Below are 16,840 nucleotides of genomic sequence, written 5' to 3'. Positions count from 1 at the left end.
GCAGGGAGGCCTCCAGGTCGCGGCTCGGTCGCACGTGGAAATCGGATCGCTTCCAGGGCATCCGGTTTCGCCTGGGCGCGGCCATGGCCATGGCCCTGCTGCCGATCTTCGTTCTCAGCCTGATCCAGACCCAGGCGGACTTCCAAAGACAGGCCGACGACCGGCAGGTGGACCTTCAACTGGCGGCCGAACGCAGCGCCTCCAGCGCCAAGGCCAAGCTGGATAGCGCCCAGGTGCTGTTGCGCGCGCTCAGCCCCGATGCGGTCGGTCCCTATTGCGCACCGCGCCTGACGGCGCTGGTCGGACGGCTGGAAGGTTACGAGGGTCTGTATCGCATCAGCCCGACGGGCGAGGCGGTCTGCGCTTCGGGCCGGGCGGACGGCGTGAGATCCGGCGTGGCGCCCGCCGCCCAGGCGACATGGTTCCAGCGGTTGCGCAATGGCGAAGAACTGGTCGTCATGCGCGCCCCCGATGGCGCAGGCTATGAAGGCGCGCTGATCGTGGCCACGCGCGCCGAGCGGCCGATGGGCCGGTTCGACGGCGCCATGGTCGCCGTGATCCCCTTCTCGGCCCTGCAACCCGATGTGGCCGACCCCGCCCTGCCCTCTGACGCGGAAGCGGCATTGACCGACGGCGCAGGCCGCATTCTGACGGCCAGTGATCCCGACGTCTTCAAACTGTCGGCTGGCGACGATATCGCGGGCTGGGTCGGCCGAGCGCGCGATCAGGGCTCTGCCGTGTTCGAGGCGAAGGATGCGCAGAATCAGCGCCGCGACTATGCGGGCGCGGCCCTGGCCGGCGGCGATCTTTACGCCCTGCTGTCGGCCCCGGCGCCCGGGTGGCTGTCATGGGCGCGGCTCAATCCGATCGGCACCCTGCTGCTGCCTCTGGGCGCCTGGTTGACGGCGTTCGCGGCGGTGATGCTGCTGTCCGAACGCATCTTCATTCGCTGGCTGGATTATCTGGAGCGGGTCGCGGCCATCTATGCCAAGGGCCGGTTCTCGGTGCGTCCGCTGCAGGCGATGAACGCCCCGTCCGAAATCCGCACCATGGCGCGCACCCTGGACGAGATGGCCGAGGCCATCACCCTGCGCGACCGCGAGTTGACGGACGCCCTGATGGAAAAGGACGCGCTGATGCGCGAGATCCACCACCGGGTGAAGAACAACCTTCAGATCATCTCCTCCCTGCTGTCGATGCAGCAGCGCGCCCTGACCGATGCGCCGGCCAAGGCGGCGCTGGGCGATACGCGCCAGCGCATCTCGGCCTTGGCCCTGATCTACCGCACGCTCTATCAGAGCAACGACATCCGCCACGCCGATGCGCGCGAGTTCCTGAACGAACTGGTGGGGCAACTGGTCGCCAGCGAGGCCGGGCGCGGACCGGTGGTCATCAGTTCGGTGGACGCCGATTCCCTGCACGTCGATCCCGACAAGCTGGCGCCTCTGGCGCTGTGGCTGGTCGAGGCGGTCAGCAATGCGCAGAAACACGCCTTCGCCCACAGGGGCGGCGAGTTGAAGGTGCGCTTCCGCGTCCAGGGCGAGACGTCGGTTCTGGAAGTCGAGGACAATGGCCCAGGCGCCCTGGCCGGCTCCGAGGTCGGGGTGGGCCGCACCCTGATGAGCGCTTTCGCCAAACAGTTGCGCGGCGAGACCGAGTTCGCCACCCCGCCCGGCGGCGGCACCATCGCCCGCATGATCTTCGCGACGCCAGAAGCGCTCGCGCCCGTCGATCCGGCGGACAAGACGCCCGGAACCGCAGCCCTGACGTCGCGTTGATGAGGCGAGACCGGCGGAGTTTCACCCCGGCCAACCCTGGAGCTTCCCCTATGCGCAAGATTTTCGTTCTGGTCGCCGCCGCCGCCGCCCTGACCACCGCCGCCTGCAACACCGTCGAAGGCGTGGGCCGCGACACCCAGGCCGCCGGCCAGGCCGTGACCGGCGCCGCCCAAGACGCCAAGAACTAATCGACCGCCGCAGCTCAGGCTGCAGCATTCGACCGTCAAGGCCCCGCATCGTCGGGGCCTTGTTCGTTTCAGTCCCGCGACAGGAGCCATCCCGTGAACCACACCGCCCGCGACGCCGGCCTAGAACTCTTGCGCCAGCACGCCCTGATCGCCGGCAAGGCCGTTCCGGCCAACGGCGGCGGCGTCGCCGTCGATGATCCGGCGACCGGCGATGTGATCGGCCATGTCCCCGATCTGGGCGCCGCCGAGACCGAACAGGCCATCGCAGCGGCAAGCGAGACGTTCAAGACCTGGTCGCGCAGCGACCCTCATGCGCGCGCCGCCTTCCTGCGCAAATGGGCGGCGCTAATCGACGACAATCTTGAGGGTCTGGGCGCCCTAATGGCGCTGGAAAACGGCAAGCCGTTCGAGGAGGCCAAGGGCGAGGTCACCTACGCCAACGGCTTCCTGAAATGGTTCGCGGGCCAGGCCGAGCGGCTGATCGGCGAGACCCAGGACAGTCCGCTGGGCCATCTGATCCTGACCTATCGCGAGGCGGTCGGACCCTGCGCCCTGATCACGCCCTGGAACTTTCCCGCCGCCATGCTGACGCGAAAGCTGGGGCCGGCGTTCGCGGCAGGTTGTACCGCCGTGGTCAAGCCGGCCAGCCAGACGCCGTTCACCGCCATCGCCCTGGCCGAACTGGCCTATGAAGCCGGCCTGCCGAAAGGCGCCCTGTCGATCATTACCGGCGACGCCGCCACCATCGGCAAGGTGCTGACCGACAGCCCGGACATTCGCAAACTGTCCTTCACCGGTTCGACCGGCGTGGGCCGCAAGCTGGCCGAGCAGTGCGCGGGAACGCTGAAGCGGGTGTCGATGGAGTTGGGCGGCGCGGCGCCGCTGATCGTCTTCGCCGACGCCGACCTGGATCTGGCGGTGGCGGAGACCATCAAGGGCAAGTTCAGGAACTCGGGCCAGACTTGCGTCTGTCCGAACCGCGTCTATGTCGAGCGATCGGTCGCGGAGACCTATGCCGAGAAACTGGCCGCCGAGGTGGCCAAGATCGTGGTTGGTCCCGCCTTCGACGACGGCGTGAAGGTCGGGCCGCTGATCGAGGACAAGGCCATCGACAAGGTCGAAAAGCATGTGGCGGCGATCAAGGCCGACGGCGGACGCGTGCTGACCGGCGGGTCGCGCCACGATCTGGGCGGCCGCTTCTTCCAGCCGACCGTGACCCTGGGCGGCGACGACGCCCTGTTCCGCGAGGAAGAGACGTTCGGCCCCATGATCCCCGTCTTCGCCTTCGACACCGAGGACGAGGCGCTGGAGAAGGCCAACGCCAGCGACTACGGCCTGGCCTCCTATCTGTTCACCCGCAACCTGGACCGGGCGATGCGGTTCAGCCGGCGGATCGAGGCGGGGATGTGCGGCGTCAACACGGGCCTGATCTCCACCGCCGTTGCGCCGTTCGGCGGGGTCAAGCAGTCGGGCTATGGCCGCGAAGGCTCGATCCACGGCATCGACGAATATTTGGACGTCAAGACGGTGACGCTGGCGCTGAAGCCCGCTTGATCGATGCCCTTGGAGCGGTTGCAGCTCGCCCGAGAGTTGCTAGGATACGATCATGTTCATCGCATTTCTCGCCGCTGTCCTAGTTCAATCGACTCCCGCGCCGGCAGCGCCGCAAGTCGCGTGGGCGCAGCCGCCCAGGGTGGAAACGCCGCCCAAGGCGCTAGAAGCTGGCGCGTCCGGCTCGGTGGTGTTGAGGTGTGACTTCATGGAAAACGGCGCGGCGACGAACTGTGTCGTGATTTCCGAGACGCCTGAAGGTCTAGGATTTGGTCGCGAGGCCATCCGAGGCGTCAGGACGGCGCGCGCCCAGCCGGGCCAGACCGGACCTCGCGAAGTCAGGCTGAACTTCTCTACACGCTGATCCTAAGGTCACGCCTGTAATTCTGCGCGCTTCTGCGGCATAAGCCCGCGATGAAGTTCCTCGACCAGGCCAAGATCTATATCCGCTCCGGCAACGGCGGCGCGGGCTCCGTGTCGTTTCGACGCGAGAAATTCATCCCGAACGGCGGTCCCGACGGCGGCGACGGCGGCAAGGGCGGGGATGTCTGGATCGAGGCGGTCGAGGGTCTGAACACCCTGATCGACTATCGCTATCAGCAGCATTTCAAGGCCCAGACCGGCCACCACGGCCAGGGGCGCCAGATGCATGGCGGCAAGGGCGAGGACGTACATCTGAAGGTGCCCGTCGGCACCCAGGTGCTGGACGAGGACAAGGAAACGGTCCTGCTGGACATGGACACGCCCGGCAAGGTGGAGTTGCTGCTGAAGGGCGGCAACGGCGGCTGGGGCAATGTGCGCTTCAAGGGGCCGACCAATCAGGCGCCGACCTACGCCAACCCTGGTCAGGAAGGGCAGGAACGCTGGATCTGGCTGCGGCTGAAGCTGATCGCCGACATCGGTCTGGCGGGTCTTCCGAACGCGGGCAAATCGACCTTCCTGTCGGCCGCCAGCGCCGCCAAGCCCAAGATCGCCGACTATCCGTTCACCACCCTGGCGCCGAACCTGGGAATGGTAGACCTGTCGCCGTCAGAGCGGTTCGTCATCGCCGACATTCCCGGCCTGATCGAGGGCGCCAGCGAGGGCGCGGGACTGGGCACGCGCTTCCTTGGTCACGTCGAACGCTCGGCCAGCCTGATCCACCTGATCGACGGCACCCAGGACGATGTCGTCGAGGCCTACCGCATCATTCGGGGCGAACTGGAAGCCTATGGCGAGGGTCTGGCGGACAAGGCCGAGATACTGGCCCTGAACAAGATCGACGCCCTGACGCCCGAGGCGCGCGAGGAGAAGGCCGCCGAGCTGGAGGCCGTCGCCGGTCGCCGTCCCATGCTGGTGTCCGGGGTGTCGGGCGAGGGCGTGCCCGCCCTGCTGCGCGCCGCCTGGGCCGAGGTGAAGAAGACGCGCGGCGCCCTGGCCGGCGACAGCGACGCGGACCAGATCAGCGGCTGGCAGCCCTGATCAGGCCTCCGCTGCGGGCTCCGGTTTGGGTTTGCGGCGGGTCGATTTCGGCTTGTCGGTCGTCTTGCCCTCGTTGGCATAGGGCTCGCCGTCGCCCGACAGCAGGATCGCCATCCAGCGCGAGCCCTTGAACTCGGCCAGGATCGCCATGGCCATGACCGCCAGCGGCGTCGACAGGAACATGCCGACCACGCCCCACAGCTTGCCCCAGAAGGCCAGGGCCAGCAGCACCACGACCGGGTCGATGTTCTGATTGTCGCCCTGCATGCGCGGCTGGATGAAGTTGCCGACGACGAACAGGATGACCTGCAACCCGACCAGCAGGATGGCGGCGGGCCAATAGCTTTCGAACTGGACCAGGGCGAACAGCGGCGGGGCCAGCCCCGCGACCGCCCCGCCCAGCACGGGGATGAAGCCGACGATGAAGATGACGAAGGTCCAGAACTCGGCGTTCTGAAGCCCGACCGCCCGCATCAGGATCCAGGCGACGACGCAGATCATCGCGCCGGTCACCGACTGCACCCAGATATAGCCCTCGACCCCGCCGCGCACGCGCTGGAAAACCGCGACCGCCTCGTCGCGCTGGGCTTCTGACGGGAACATGGCGACGATCTTGCGCCGGAAGCCGACCTGGGAGGCCAGCAGAAAGCCCAGATAGATCAGGACGAAAAAGGCGCCCGAGGCTATGCCCTGCACCTGGAACGCCATGGAGGTCAGCCAGCCGCGCACATCGACGCCGTTGATCAGGTCCTGCGCCGTGGGCGGATTGGCCAGACGCACCAGCCCATAGGCGTCGCGAATGATCTGATCGATGCGCGGGCCGATGTTGGCCGACACGCCGGACGCCTCGCCGAAGAAGCCCGCCGCCCCGTTCACGATGATGGCGATGGAGGCGAAGAAGGCCAGCACCACCAGCGTCAGGGCCGCGATCCCGGCCATGCGGCTGTTCAACGGCGTGCGCGCCTCGACCGACCGCTTCACCCCGTCGATCATGATCAAGAGGAAGATGGCCATCGCCAGCGGCGTCAGGATATCCCGCAGCCAGTAGATCGCCGCCCCGGCCGCGACCGTGGCGATGACGCCCAGGGCGTTGCGAGCGGCGACCGAAGACGGCGTGGCGATGGGGTTTTTCATGACCGTGTTGTCGAACCGCCCGCCGTCGCCGTCAATCGCTGTTCCGAGCGCGAGGGGAACGCGCTAGACCTTTGCCGGAGACGCCATCGGAGACCCCAATGCCCGACGCCCTGCCCGGCCTGTTCCTCGGCCAGTCCGACGCCGCCCAGCCGGAAAATCTGCTGTTCAACCGCGCCAACCGTCACGGCGTCGTCGCCGGCGCGACCGGCACCGGCAAGACGGTCACGTTGCAGATCATGGCCCAGGGCTTTTCCGACGCCGGGGTGCCGGTCTTCTGCGCCGATGTGAAGGGCGACCTGTCGGGCATCTCTCAGGTCGGCGCGCCGAACGAGAAGCTGATCGCCCGCGCAGCCGAGATGGGCCTGACCCTGACGCCGCGCGCCGCCCCCACCGTCTTCTGGGACCTGTATGGCCAGAAGGGACATCCGATCCGCACCACCGTGTCCGAGATCGGCCCGGTGCTGATGGCCCGGATGCTGAACCTGAACGAGGTGCAGGAGGGCGTGCTGACCGTCGTCTTCCACGTCGCGGACAAGGAAGGTCTGCTGCTGCTGGACCTCGACGATCTGAGGAGCCTGCTGGTCTATGTCGGCGAGAACGCCGAGCGGATCGGGCGCGAGGTCGGCAACGTCGCCCCCGCCTCCATCGCCGCCATCCAGCGCGCGCTGTTGCAGGTCGAGCAGCAGGGCGGCGACGCCTTCTTCGGCGAGCCGGCGCTGAAGCTGGAAGACATGATCCGCGTCGGCCTGGACGGCCGGGGCCAGGTCAATGTGCTGGACGCGACCCGGCTGATGAACAGTCCGCGCCTGTATGCGGCCTTCCTGCTGTGGCTGCTGTCGGAGCTGTTCGAACAGCTGCCCGAGGTGGGCGATCCGGAAAAGCCGCGCCTGGTCTTCTTCTTCGACGAGGCGCACCTGCTGTTCAACGACGCCCCGCGCGCCCTGCTGGAAAAGGTCGAACAGGTCGTGCGCCTGATCCGATCCAAGGGGGTCGGGGTCTATTTCGTGACGCAAAACCCGGCCGATATTCCCGACAGCGTCCTGGCCCAGCTGGGCAACCGCATTCAGCATGCGCTTCGCGCCTATACGCCGTCCGAACAGAAGGGGCTGAAAGCCGCCTCGCAGAGCTTCCGCGCCAACGCCGCCTTCGACACGGCCGAGGCCATTCAGGCTCTGGGCGTGGGCGAGGCCCTGGTGTCGGTGCTGGACGAAAAGGGCGCCCCGACCATCGTGGCCCGCACCAAGATCCGCCCGCCGGCTTCGCGCTTGGGTCCCGCCACCGATACCGAGCGCGCCGCCGTCATGGCCGCCAGCCCGGTGCGGGGCCTTTACGAGCAGGTGCTGAACCGCGAATCCGCCGCCGAAATCCTGGCCAATCGCCACAGCGCCGCCGATCAGGCTGAAATCCAGGCCCAAATTCAGGCCAAGGCGCAGGCAGAGGCCGACAAGGCCGCCGCCGCTCAGGCCAAGGCCGATCAGAAGGCCGCCGAAGCCCGGGCCAAGGCTCAAGCTCAGGCCGAGGCGCGGGCGGCGCGCGAAGCCGCAAAGCCTGCGCGTCGGTCCACCCGCGAAACGCCGGTCGAGGCGCTGACCAAGTCGGTGCTGCGCACCGCCGGATCGACCCTGACCCGCGAGCTGATGCGCGGTCTGCTGGGCGGGCTGAAGCGGCGCTAGGTTCCGCTCGGGTCTTGCAACGGGGCGGGGGCGAGCGCATCTCCCGCCCATGTTCATCCAGACCGAACCCACGCCCAATCCGAACGTGCTGAAATTCCTGCCCGGCCGCGACGTGTCGCCGACCGCCGCGCTGGAATACCGCACCATCGACGAGGCGACGGCATCTCCGCTGGCGGAGGCCTTGTTCGAACTGGAAGGCGTCGACGGCGTCTTCTTCGGAGCCGACTATGTGTCGGTGACCCGCCAGCCCCAGGGTCCGGAATGGTCGGAGATGAAGGCGCCGATCCTGGGCGTCGTCATGGATCACTTCGTCTCGGGTCAGGCGCTGACGCGCGGCGCCGGCGGCGAAACCGACGGCCATACCGAGGACGACAGCGAGATCGTCGCCGAGATCAAGGCCCTGCTGGACAGCCGCATTCGCCCCGCCGTGGCCCAGGACGGCGGCGACATCCTGTTCGATTCCTTCGACGAGGCGACCGGCGTGCTGAACCTGCGGATGCGCGGCGCCTGCGCCGGCTGTCCGTCGTCGTCGGCGACCTTGAAGGCCGGGGTCGAGCAGATGATGCGCCACTATGTGCCCGAGGTGACGCGGGTCGAGCAGACCCTCTGATCCGGACGCGGTGGCGGTTCTGCGACGCGCCGCCTAGAAGACGCCCATGAGACTTCTGGTGATCGATACGGCGCTCGGCGCCTGCACGGCGGCGGTGTTCGAGGACGATCGCGCGCTCGCCATGCGTTTTGAGCCGATGACCAAGGGACATCAGGAACGGATCGGCGGCCTGGTGCGCGACGTCATGGCCGAGGCGGGCGGCGGTTTCGACAGCCTGGACCGGATCGGCGTCACGGTCGGACCGGGCTCGTTCACTGGTCTGCGCGTCGGTCTGGCCTTTGCTCAGGGTCTGGGCGCGGCGCTGGATCGGCCGGTCGTCGGTCTATCGGCGCTGGATGCCCTCGCTGCCTCGCTCACCGATCAAGACGGCCCCATCGCAGCCCTGATCGATGCGCGACGCGGTCAGGTCTATGCGCGCCTCTTCGCCGACGGGGCGCCGCTTGGCCCCGATGAAGCGATGTCGCTGGAAGAGGCCGCGCGGCGGATCGCCGACATCGGACCGGGCGTCGCCCTGGTCGGCAATGGCGCGGCGGTCGTTACCCAAGCCTTCCCTGATCTGCCCTTAACCCATATGGACGACCGGGTCGCGCCGTCGCCGGAGGCGCTGGCGCGCCTGGCCGCCGCCGCCGATCCGGCGACCCAGCCGCCCCGTCCGCTCTATCTGCGCGCGCCCGACGCCACGCCGCCCAGCCGCCTGCCGGGCCAGCCGCGCCAGCCCGCGTCATGACGGCGGCGGACCCCGCCTCTCTCGCCGCCCTGCACGCCCAGGGCTTTGCCGCGCCGTGGAGCGCCGACACCTTCGCCGATTTGCTGTCGCAGCCGGGCGTGCTGGCGGTCAGCGAGCCCGACGGCTTCATCCTGATCCGCACCGTGGTCGACGAGGCGGAAATCCTGACCCTGGCCGTGGTCCCGTCCGCGCGCCGCCACGGACTGGGGCGACGTCTGGTCGAGGCGGCGACCGTCGCTGCAGCCCAGGCCGGCGCGACGCGGCTGTTCCTGGAGGTCGCCGACGACAATGTCGCCGCGCGCGGCCTGTATGAGCGGACCGGGTTCGATCCGATCGGTCGCCGCAAAGCCTATTATGCGGGCGCGGACGGATCGCGGACCGATGCGGTGGTGATGAGCCGCGACCTCTGTGCGCCTGACGCCAACCTGACGCTTCCCTGATGCGATCCAAGCCCCTATTCTAGGCGCATGGACCGGATCGAAAAACTCTGCGCCGAGCGCGGCATGCGTATGACCGAACAGCGCCGGGTGATCGCCCGGGTGCTGTCCAACGCCGCGGACCACCCGGATGTGGAAGAGCTGTATCGCCGCGCCTCGGCCATCGATCCGCACATCTCCATCGCCACCGTCTATCGCACCGTGCGCCTGTTCGAAGAGGCGGGCGTGGTCGAGAAGCACGACTTCGGCGACGGCCGCAGCCGCTATGAAGAGGCCGGCGACGATCACCACGACCACCTGATCGACACCAAGTCGGGCGAGGTGATCGAATTCTTCGACGCCGAGATCGAGCGGCTCAAGAACGAGATCGCGGAACGGCTGGGCTTCCAGCTGATCGGCCACAAGCTGGAGCTCTACGGCGTTGCGATCGAGGGCGCCGAGCCGTCCAAGCGCGAAGGCCTGATCTTCACCCGCCATGCGGCGCGGGTCGATCCCGCCGATGTGGATGCGGGCTGACGCTCGGCTTGTCGCGACGCTTGCGGGCGATCATAAGCCCACAATGACCGAGACCCTGGTTCCTCAAGTCGAGACGGCGCCCCAAAAGCGTCTGTTCATCAAGACCTACGGCTGTCAGATGAACGTCTATGACAGCGAGCGCATGGCCGATGTGCTGCGCCCGCTGGGTTATGGCGTCACCGACGACGTGAAGGCCGCCGACTTCGTCATCCTGAACACCTGCCACATCCGCGAAAAGGCGGCCGAGAAGATCTATTCCGAGCTCGGCAAGCTGCGCGAGATGCGCGACATCCGGCGCGAAACCGGCGGGGACCTGACCATCGCCGTCGCCGGCTGCGTCGCCCAGGCCGAGGGCGAGGAGATCATGCGGCGTCAGCCGGCCGTCGACATCGTCGTCGGTCCCCAGGCCTATCACCAGCTGCCCGAGCTTCTGACCCGCACGGCGCGGGCGCGAGGCGAGCGGATCGGCGCCGACTTCGCTCCCGACGACAAGTTCGACGCCCTGCCCGCGGCCCGCTTCACCGAGGGGCCGACCGCCTTCCTGACGGTGCAGGAGGGGTGCGACAAGTTCTGCACCTTCTGCGTCGTGCCCTATACGCGCGGCGCCGAATGGTCGCGGCCGATGGCGGCGGTGCTGGAAGAGGCGCGGCAACTGGCGGATCGGGGCGTGCGCGAGGTCACCCTGCTGGGCCAGAACGTCAACGCCTATGACGGCGAGCGGCCGGACGGGCGAAAGGCGACCCTGGCCGAACTGGCCTATGCCCTGGCCGAGATCCCCGGCCTGGACCGCATCCGCTATACGACCAGCCATCCCAACGACATGGCCGATGAGTTGATCGCCGCGCATGGCGATCTGGACGCCTTGATGCCCTATCTGCACCTTCCGGTTCAGGCGGGGTCGGATCGGATCCTGCGGGCGATGAACCGCAAGCACGGGCGTCAGAAATATTTCGACCTGATCGACCGCATCCGAGCCGCGCGGCCCGATATCGCCATCGCCGGCGACTTCATCGTCGGCTTTCCCGGTGAGACGGATCGGGAGTTTGAGGACACGCTGGATCTGGTGCGGCGCGTGAACTACGCCGGAGCCTTCGCCTTCGCCTATTCGCCGCGACCGGGCACGCCGGCGGCGGGCATGGGCAAACAGGTCGAGCCGGAAATCGTCAAGGACCGACTGCATCGCCTGATCGCCCTGCTGACGGAACAGCAGACCGCCTTCAACGCGGCGCAGGCGGGCCGGACGCTGAACGTGCTGTTCGACAAGCCGGGACGGCACGGCCACCGTCGCCAAGCGCTCGGTCGATCCCCATATCTTCAATCGGTCCACGTCGATGACGCGGATCATCTGATCGGGCAGATCGTTCCGGTCGAGATCATCGCCGGCCAGCAGAACAGTCTATCGGGCCGGCTCACAGCAGACGGGCTGAAACAGCCGGGTCCCGCAGGCCCGGCGACAGCCCAAAAAGAAAAGGCCGCTTGATGGCGCGTGAGTCTGAATTCGTCCCCTTGAACGATGCCGAACTGCGGGCGGTCATCGGGCCGAACAGTCGCCACGTCGCCCTGATCGAGGACGCCTTCAAGGTGCTGGTCGAGGCCCCGGGCGGCGGGGTCTCCGTCAACGGCGGCGCCCGCGACCGCACGGACGCCCGCCAGGTGATCGAGGATCTGGCCAAGCGCGCGGCCCTGGGCGCCGAAGTCACCGAGGCCGACGTGCGCGCCTCTCTGGGTCAGGCGCGCGGCGGTCGCGGCACGCCCGGCATGGCGGCGGCGGGCGTATCGCTGCCGGGCGGAAAGCGCGGCGCCATCGTGCCCAAGACCAAGGCGCAGGCCGCCTATCTGGACATGCTGGGCCGGTGTGAACTGAGCTTCGGCGTCGGCCCGGCGGGCACGGGCAAGACCTTTCTGGCGGCGGCCTATGGCGCATCGCTGCTGCGGCGGGGGCAGGTTGACCGGCTGGTCATCACCCGCCCGGCGGTCGAGGCGGGCGAGAAGCTGGGCTTCCTGCCCGGCGATCTGAACGAAAAGGTCGATCCCTATCTGGCGCCGATCTGGGAGGCGCTGAACGACATTCTGGGCGCCGAGGACGTCCAGCGTCGCCGCGACAAGGGCGAGATTGAAGCCGCCCCGATCGCCTTCATGCGCGGCCGCACGCTCAGCCACGCCTTCGTCATCGTCGATGAGGCCCAGAACACCAGCCGCCTGCAGATGAAGATGGTGCTGACCCGTCTGGGCGAAGGCGCGCGGATGGTGGTGACGGGCGATCCGTCGCAGATCGACCTGCTGAACCCGCGCGACTCCGGCCTGGCCCACGCCCTGCGGATCTTGGACGGGGTCCAGGGCGTCGGCATCCTGAAGTTCGAGGCGTCCGACGTGGTGCGTCACGCCATGGTCGAGCGGATCGTGCGCGCCTATGACGCCGACGCCGCGCGCGGACGCCCCGCCCCGGACCTCGAAGACCCCGCATGATCGAGATTGAAGTCGAGGCCGAGGCCTGGACCGGCGCCCTGCCGGACGCGGAGGCCGTCGTCGAACGCGCGGCGCAGGCCGCGCTGGGCACGGCGGAGGGCGACATCGTCGTCCTGCTGACCGACGACGCCGCCGTGCGCGACTTGAACGGCCGGTTTCGCGACAAGGACAAGCCGACCAATGTCCTGTCCTTCCCGGCGCCGGAGAACGCCTTTCCGCATCTGGGCGACATCGTTCTGGCCTACGGCGTCTGCGCGACCGAGGCCGAGGCGCAGGGCAAGACCTTGGCCGATCATCTGAGCCATCTGGTCGTCCACGGCGTGCTGCACCTCTTGGGTCGCGACCACGAAGACGACGCCGAGGCCGAGGAGATGGAGGCCGAGGAGCGCGAAATCCTGGCCCAGATCGGCGTCGCCGACCCCTATATCGCCGAGCAGGACTGATCCGATGTTCCCCGACGCCCTGCTGGACCGTTTCGCGGCCCCGATCCGCGCCCTGCCCGACAGGAAGCGCGCCCTGACGTGGCGGCTGATCCGTATTGGTCTGGCGCTGCTGGCCGGCGCCGGGACGGCCTTCGCCCATCCGCCGTTCGGGATGCTGATCGGGCTTCTGGGTTATCCGCTGCTGATGATCCTGTCGGAGCGGTCCGACACGGCGCGCGGCGCCTTCTGGATGGGTTGGCTGGCAGGGTTCGCCTATTTCTTCGTCGGCTGCTGGTGGGTGGCCGAGGCGTTTTTCGTCAATCCCGAACAGGCGTGGATGGCGCCGTTTGCGGCCAGCCTGCTGCCGGCGGGCCTTGGGCTTTTCTGGGGAACGGCCTGCGCCCTCTATCGTCGGTTCGCACCGCTGGGGGCCGTGCGGGTGCTGTTGTTCGCCGCCCTGTTCTGCGCGGCAGAATGGTTGCGGGGTCATGTGCTGACGGGCTTTCCGTGGAACCCGGCCGGCGCGACCTGGCGCGCGGGCGGCGGCATGTCCCAGTTCGCCTCGGTCGTCGGCGTCTATGGGCTGAGCCTGGTCACGGTCGCGGCCACCTCGGCCTTCGCGCCCCTCATCGGGCCGGGCGACAAGCGCAGCCGTCTGATCTCGGCGGGCCTGGGCGCCCTGGCCCTGATCGCCGTCGGCGGCTTCGGCGCCGTCAGGCTGGCGCAGTCGGATCTTCAGTTCACCGACACGGTCGTGCGCCTGGTTCAGGCCGATGTGAAGCAGGAGACCAAATGGTCGCCCGAGGCCTATCGCTCCATCGTCGATCGCTATGTCGCCCTGACGGGTCAAAGCGCGACGCGAACGCCCAATGTCGTGGTCTGGCCTGAAGGCGCCCTGCCCGCCTCGGCCAACGACGTCTTCGCCTCGGCCGACGCCCAGGCCATCGCGGGCGCCCTGCGTCCCGGACAGACCTTGCTGATGGGCCTGGCGCGCGGCGAGCCGGACCTGAACGCGCCCGAGGGCGCGCGCTATTACAACAGCCTGTTCGCCCTGGCTGACGAAGGCGGGGCGGGCCTGAGGGTCGCCGCCGTCTATGACAAGCACCGGCTGGTGCCGTTTGGCGAGTACCTGCCCTTGGGGTCGATCATGACCTCCATCGGCCTGCGCAGCCTGGTGCATATGCCCAGCGACTTTTCCGCCGGACCGACGCCGGCCCCGATCTCGGTTCCGGGCGCTCCGCCGGCGCAGGTGCTGATCTGCTATGAGAGCCTTTATCCCGGCTTCACGCCCGGCGCGGCCGGCCGGCCAGACTGGATCGTCAATGCGTCGAACGACGCCTGGTTCGGCGCGACCTCGGGCCCGCGCCAGCATCTGAATCTGGCCAGCTATCGCGCGATCGAGACCGGCCTGCCCATCGCGCGAGCCACCCCGACGGGCATTTCGGCCATGATCGACCCGTGGGGCCGGATCGTGGAGGGTCAGCGGCTGGAGCCCGGCGTCATGGGCGTCATCGACGCCCCACTGCCCCGTCCGACGGGCGTGACGCCCTATGGCCGATTTGGCGATTTCCTGTTCTTTTTCTCAATGCTAACAGCGTTCATCCTGTCCTTGTGGCCGTCGATCCGGCGATCTAGGGTCCAGGGAAGTCGAGTAGCGATCTAGGTGAAGGGTGACGGCGATGGCGCGTGAAAAGGACGAGGATCCGCATCCCGTCGATCGCCATGTCGGCCGTCGCGTTCAGGAAAAGCGTCTCGACCTTGGCCTGACGCAGACCGCCCTGGCCAAGGCCGTCGGCGTCAGCTTCCAGCAGGTGCAGAAGTACGAGAAGGGCACGAACCGCGTCTCGGCCTCGAAACTGTTTGAGATGGCCGAGTTCATGAAGGTCGGCATCCCCTTCTTCTTCGACGGTTACACCAGCGCGACGGTCGGGGTCGCCGAGGAGGCGCCCGCCTTCGACCACGAGCATCGACCCACCAAGACCAGCGTCGAGATCACCCGCCTGGCCCCGCGCCTGCCGGCGCGCAAGCAGAAGCTGATCCTGGACATGATGCGGGATATGCTGGGCGACGACGGCACCCAGGACTAGGTCTAGCCGACCGCTACGATCTCGGCCGACTGACCGGCCACCGTCACCTCGTCGCCGACCCGTTTGCCCATGACGGCGCGGGCGAGGGGCGAGACATGGCTGACCGAGCCTGCGGCCGGATCGGCCTCGTCCTCGCCGACGATGCGCCAGGTCTGGGCGCGTCCGTCCTCGCGCTCGATGGAGACCGAGCCCCCGAACCGCACGGCCCCATCGGCTTCAGCAGGCTCGACCAATTGGGCCGAGGCGCGCCGGGCGGACCAGTAGCGCAGGTCCCGCGTCGCGCGCGCCATGGCGGTGCGGTCGCTCTCGATCGAGCCTTGCACCTGAGCGGCGGTGTAGGCGGCGCGGGCCGAGGCCAGTTCGGCCTCGATCGCGGCCAGACCCTCGGGCGTGACCAGATTGGGATGGGGCGAGATCGGGCGGTCCGCCAAGTCGGCGGCAGTGGCTTCCAGATCTTCTTCGCGGGTGAAGGCAACGCTCATGGTCGGGAACATAGCGATGACGGCGCCTATAGCCAGCGCGACAGCAACCGGGCAAAGCGGGCCGATGATGAAATCGCCCCGTCAGGTTCATGTGATCGGCGCCGGTCCTGCGGGGCTGATGGCGGCCGAGCGGCTGGCGCAGGCGGGGGCGACGGTCGTGGTGCACGACCGGATGCCGTCCGTGGCCCGCAAGCTGCTGATGGCCGGGCGCGGCGGGTTGAACCTGACCCATTCGGAACCGCTGGACCGGTTCATGACCCGCTATGGTCCCGCCCAGCCGACGGCCGCCGCCTGGATCGACCGGTTCACGCCTTCCGACCTGACCGCCTGGGTCGAAGGCCTGGGGCAGGAGACCTTCGTCGGCTCCAGCGGGCGTGTGTTTCCGAAGGCCATGAAGGCCTCGCCCCTGGTGCGGGCCTGGTTGGCGCGGCTGGAGGCGCAGGGCGTCGAGATCCGCACGCGCTCGCGCTGGACCGGTTGGCGCGACGGCGCGCTGACATTCGAGACGCCGGACGGCGAGCGGCTCGAACGACCCGACGCCGTGGTCCTGGCGCTGGGCGGCGCCAGCTGGCCGCGTCTGGGTTCAGACGGGGCCTGGGCGCCGTGGCTGCAAGCGCAGGGCGCCGCCGTGTCGCCGTTCCGACCGGCCAATGTCGGCTTCGACGTGGCCTGGTCGGCGCTGTTCCGTGATCGGTTCGCGGGCCAGCCGCTGAAAGGCGTCGCTGTCACCCATGGCGAGCGGACGGCGCGGGGCGAGGCGATGATCGCCCGCTACGGCATCGAGGGCGGCGTCATCTATGCGCTGTCCGCCGCGCTGAGGGCGGCGGTCGAGACGGCGGGGCGCGCCGAGATCCAGATCGATCTGAAGCCGGATGTGGCGATGGGAAAACTGACCGACCGTCTGTCGAAGCCGCGCGGCAAGGCCAGCCTGTCCAACCATCTGCGCAAGGTGGCCGGGTTGGAGTCGGCCGCCGTCGCCCTGCTGTATGAGGCCGGCCCCCTGCCCGCCTCGCCTCGGGCCTTGGCCGAACGGATCAAGGCCATGCCGCTGACCCTGACCGGCGTTCAGGGACTTGAGCGGGCGATCTCCTCGGCGGGCGGCGTCAAACTGGACGGCGTGGACGAACGGCTGATGCTGGTCGCGCGTCCGGGCGTTTTCGTCGCCGGTGAGATGCTGGATTGGGAGGCGCCGACCGGCGGCTATCTGCTTCAGGCCAGCTTCGCCTCCGCCGTCGTCGCGGCCGAGGGCGTCATCGACTGGCTCGACAGCCGGGACTGAGAAAGGCAGGGTCGCGCGGTTCGATCAGG

The 16,840-nt window shown here is 68.5% G+C and carries 18 protein-coding genes; 16 read left to right on the top strand and 2 right to left on the bottom strand.

Translation table 11 applies throughout. The features are described 5' to 3' along the window. Positions 1 to 83: 83 nt before the first annotated feature. From phyK to obgE, 5 genes are all read left to right on the top strand, one after another. A complete protein-coding gene (gene phyK / locus HF680_RS05625; RefSeq protein ID WP_185224578.1) occupies positions 84 to 1,778 on the top strand; it encodes a sensor histidine kinase PhyK in 1,695 nt (564 codons plus the stop codon). A gap of 50 nt (positions 1,779 to 1,828) precedes the next feature. After that, positions 1,829 to 1,966, top strand: coding sequence for an entericidin A/B family lipoprotein (locus tag HF680_RS05620; RefSeq protein WP_017505506.1), 138 nt, complete (start codon positions 1,829 to 1,831; stop codon positions 1,964 to 1,966). Positions 1,967 to 2,059: 93 nt separating this feature from the next. Continuing rightward, a complete protein-coding gene (locus HF680_RS05615; RefSeq protein WP_185224386.1) occupies positions 2,060 to 3,520 on the top strand; it encodes an NAD-dependent succinate-semialdehyde dehydrogenase in 1,461 nt (486 codons plus the stop codon). 52 nt (positions 3,521 to 3,572) lie between these two features. Then, positions 3,573 to 3,881, top strand: a complete 309-nt coding sequence (locus HF680_RS05610; RefSeq protein ID WP_185224385.1) for a TonB family protein — start codon at positions 3,573 to 3,575, stop codon at positions 3,879 to 3,881. A gap of 50 nt (positions 3,882 to 3,931) precedes the next feature. After that, positions 3,932 to 4,978: a GTPase ObgE gene (gene obgE / locus HF680_RS05605; protein ID WP_055808874.1), complete on the top strand. Its 1,047-nt coding sequence runs from the start codon at positions 3,932 to 3,934 to the stop codon at positions 4,976 to 4,978. Here the strand turns inward: obgE and HF680_RS05600 are convergent, their stop codons facing one another. Then, entirely contained in the window at positions 4,979 to 6,112 is a 1,134-nt protein-coding gene (locus tag HF680_RS05600) for an AI-2E family transporter (RefSeq protein WP_185224384.1), read from the bottom strand. A gap of 98 nt (positions 6,113 to 6,210) precedes the next feature. Between HF680_RS05600 and HF680_RS05595 the strand changes: the two genes are divergently transcribed. The 10 genes from HF680_RS05595 to HF680_RS05550 are packed head-to-tail and all read left to right on the top strand — an operon-like array spanning position 6,211 to position 15,050. Then, complete coding sequence (locus HF680_RS05595; protein WP_185224383.1) at positions 6,211 to 7,785, top strand: helicase HerA-like domain-containing protein; 1,575 nt, start codon at positions 6,211 to 6,213, stop codon at positions 7,783 to 7,785. A 49-nt stretch (positions 7,786 to 7,834) separates the two neighbouring features. After that, positions 7,835 to 8,395: a NifU family protein gene (locus HF680_RS05590; RefSeq protein WP_185224382.1), complete on the top strand. Its 561-nt coding sequence runs from the start codon at positions 7,835 to 7,837 to the stop codon at positions 8,393 to 8,395. Positions 8,396 to 8,441: 46 nt separating this feature from the next. Then, positions 8,442 to 9,122 carry a tRNA (adenosine(37)-N6)-threonylcarbamoyltransferase complex dimerization subunit type 1 TsaB gene (tsaB, locus tag HF680_RS05585; RefSeq protein WP_185224381.1) on the top strand — a complete coding sequence of 227 codons (681 nt, stop codon included), beginning with the start codon at positions 8,442 to 8,444 and terminating at the stop codon, positions 9,120 to 9,122. Continuing rightward, complete coding sequence (rimI, locus tag HF680_RS05580) at positions 9,119 to 9,562, top strand: ribosomal protein S18-alanine N-acetyltransferase (protein ID WP_045809516.1); 444 nt, start codon at positions 9,119 to 9,121, stop codon at positions 9,560 to 9,562. Before tsaB ends, rimI begins: the two co-directional genes overlap by 4 nt. Positions 9,563 to 9,589: 27 nt before the next feature. After that, positions 9,590 to 10,075, top strand: coding sequence for a Fur family transcriptional regulator (locus HF680_RS05575; RefSeq protein ID WP_017505496.1), 486 nt, complete (start codon positions 9,590 to 9,592; stop codon positions 10,073 to 10,075). 43 nt (positions 10,076 to 10,118) lie between these two features. Beyond that, entirely contained in the window at positions 10,119 to 11,555 is a 1,437-nt protein-coding gene (gene miaB, locus HF680_RS05570; protein WP_045809515.1) for a tRNA (N6-isopentenyl adenosine(37)-C2)-methylthiotransferase MiaB, read from the top strand. Next, the gene (locus tag HF680_RS05565; protein WP_045809514.1) at positions 11,555 to 12,541 is read left to right on the top strand and encodes a PhoH family protein; all 987 of its coding nucleotides are present in this window, start codon (positions 11,555 to 11,557) and stop codon (positions 12,539 to 12,541) included. Before miaB ends, HF680_RS05565 begins: the two co-directional genes overlap by 1 nt. Then, positions 12,538 to 12,984 (top strand): rRNA maturation RNase YbeY, encoded by a 447-nt coding sequence (gene ybeY / locus HF680_RS05560; protein WP_045809513.1) that lies wholly within the window; start codon positions 12,538 to 12,540, stop codon positions 12,982 to 12,984. The genes HF680_RS05565 and ybeY overlap by 4 nt, the downstream gene beginning before the upstream one ends. Positions 12,985 to 12,988: 4 nt before the next feature. Further along, complete coding sequence (gene lnt, locus HF680_RS05555; RefSeq protein ID WP_185224379.1) at positions 12,989 to 14,626, top strand: apolipoprotein N-acyltransferase; 1,638 nt, start codon at positions 12,989 to 12,991, stop codon at positions 14,624 to 14,626. A 16-nt stretch (positions 14,627 to 14,642) separates the two neighbouring features. Beyond that, the gene (locus tag HF680_RS05550; RefSeq protein WP_045809512.1) at positions 14,643 to 15,050 is read left to right on the top strand and encodes a helix-turn-helix domain-containing protein; all 408 of its coding nucleotides are present in this window, start codon (positions 14,643 to 14,645) and stop codon (positions 15,048 to 15,050) included. A 2-nt stretch (positions 15,051 to 15,052) separates the two neighbouring features. On the opposite strand, the gene greA is transcribed toward HF680_RS05550, so the two are convergent. After that, on the bottom strand, positions 15,053 to 15,532 hold the full coding sequence (greA, locus tag HF680_RS05545) for a transcription elongation factor GreA (RefSeq protein ID WP_045809585.1): 480 nt from the start codon (positions 15,530 to 15,532) through the stop codon (positions 15,053 to 15,055). Between the two features lie 64 nt (positions 15,533 to 15,596). On the opposite strand from greA, the gene HF680_RS05540 reads away from it, so the two are divergent. Then, on the top strand, positions 15,597 to 16,811 hold the full coding sequence (locus tag HF680_RS05540; RefSeq protein ID WP_185224378.1) for a TIGR03862 family flavoprotein: 1,215 nt from the start codon (positions 15,597 to 15,599) through the stop codon (positions 16,809 to 16,811). The last annotated feature ends 29 nt before the right edge of the window (positions 16,812 to 16,840 follow it).

The sequence above is a fragment of the Brevundimonas huaxiensis genome, assembly GCF_014218725.1.
In the GTDB taxonomy this organism is placed as follows: Bacteria; Pseudomonadota; Alphaproteobacteria; order Caulobacterales; family Caulobacteraceae; genus Brevundimonas; species Brevundimonas huaxiensis.
Note: the sequence above shows the minus strand (reverse complement) of the source record. Positions and strands in the feature narration are given on the sequence as shown.

Bases quoted from the DNA above. Each gene is read 5' to 3' on its own strand.
- greA (WP_045809585.1), bottom strand. From the start codon at position 15,532: ATGAGCGTTGCCTTCACCCGCGAAGAAGATCTGGAAGCCACTGCCGCC.
- HF680_RS05610 (WP_185224385.1), top strand. From the start codon at position 3,573: ATGTTCATCGCATTTCTCGCCGCTGTCCTAGTTCAATCGACTCCCGCG.
- rimI (WP_045809516.1), top strand. From the start codon at position 9,119: ATGACGGCGGCGGACCCCGCCTCTCTCGCCGCCCTGCACGCCCAGGGC.
- ybeY (WP_045809513.1), top strand. From the start codon at position 12,538: ATGATCGAGATTGAAGTCGAGGCCGAGGCCTGGACCGGCGCCCTGCCG.
- miaB (WP_045809515.1), top strand. From the start codon at position 10,119: ATGACCGAGACCCTGGTTCCTCAAGTCGAGACGGCGCCCCAAAAGCGT.
- HF680_RS05550 (WP_045809512.1), top strand. From the start codon at position 14,643: ATGGCGCGTGAAAAGGACGAGGATCCGCATCCCGTCGATCGCCATGTC.
- phyK (WP_185224578.1), top strand. From the start codon at position 84: ATGGCCATGGCCCTGCTGCCGATCTTCGTTCTCAGCCTGATCCAGACC.
- lnt (WP_185224379.1), top strand. From the start codon at position 12,989: ATGTTCCCCGACGCCCTGCTGGACCGTTTCGCGGCCCCGATCCGCGCC.
- HF680_RS05595 (WP_185224383.1), top strand. From the start codon at position 6,211: ATGCCCGACGCCCTGCCCGGCCTGTTCCTCGGCCAGTCCGACGCCGCC.
- HF680_RS05565 (WP_045809514.1), top strand. From the start codon at position 11,555: ATGGCGCGTGAGTCTGAATTCGTCCCCTTGAACGATGCCGAACTGCGG.
- tsaB (WP_185224381.1), top strand. From the start codon at position 8,442: ATGAGACTTCTGGTGATCGATACGGCGCTCGGCGCCTGCACGGCGGCG.
- HF680_RS05620 (WP_017505506.1), top strand. From the start codon at position 1,829: ATGCGCAAGATTTTCGTTCTGGTCGCCGCCGCCGCCGCCCTGACCACC.
- obgE (WP_055808874.1), top strand. From the start codon at position 3,932: ATGAAGTTCCTCGACCAGGCCAAGATCTATATCCGCTCCGGCAACGGC.
- HF680_RS05540 (WP_185224378.1), top strand. From the start codon at position 15,597: ATGATGAAATCGCCCCGTCAGGTTCATGTGATCGGCGCCGGTCCTGCG.
- HF680_RS05575 (WP_017505496.1), top strand. From the start codon at position 9,590: ATGGACCGGATCGAAAAACTCTGCGCCGAGCGCGGCATGCGTATGACC.
- HF680_RS05600 (WP_185224384.1), bottom strand. From the start codon at position 6,112: ATGAAAAACCCCATCGCCACGCCGTCTTCGGTCGCCGCTCGCAACGCC.
- HF680_RS05590 (WP_185224382.1), top strand. From the start codon at position 7,835: ATGTTCATCCAGACCGAACCCACGCCCAATCCGAACGTGCTGAAATTC.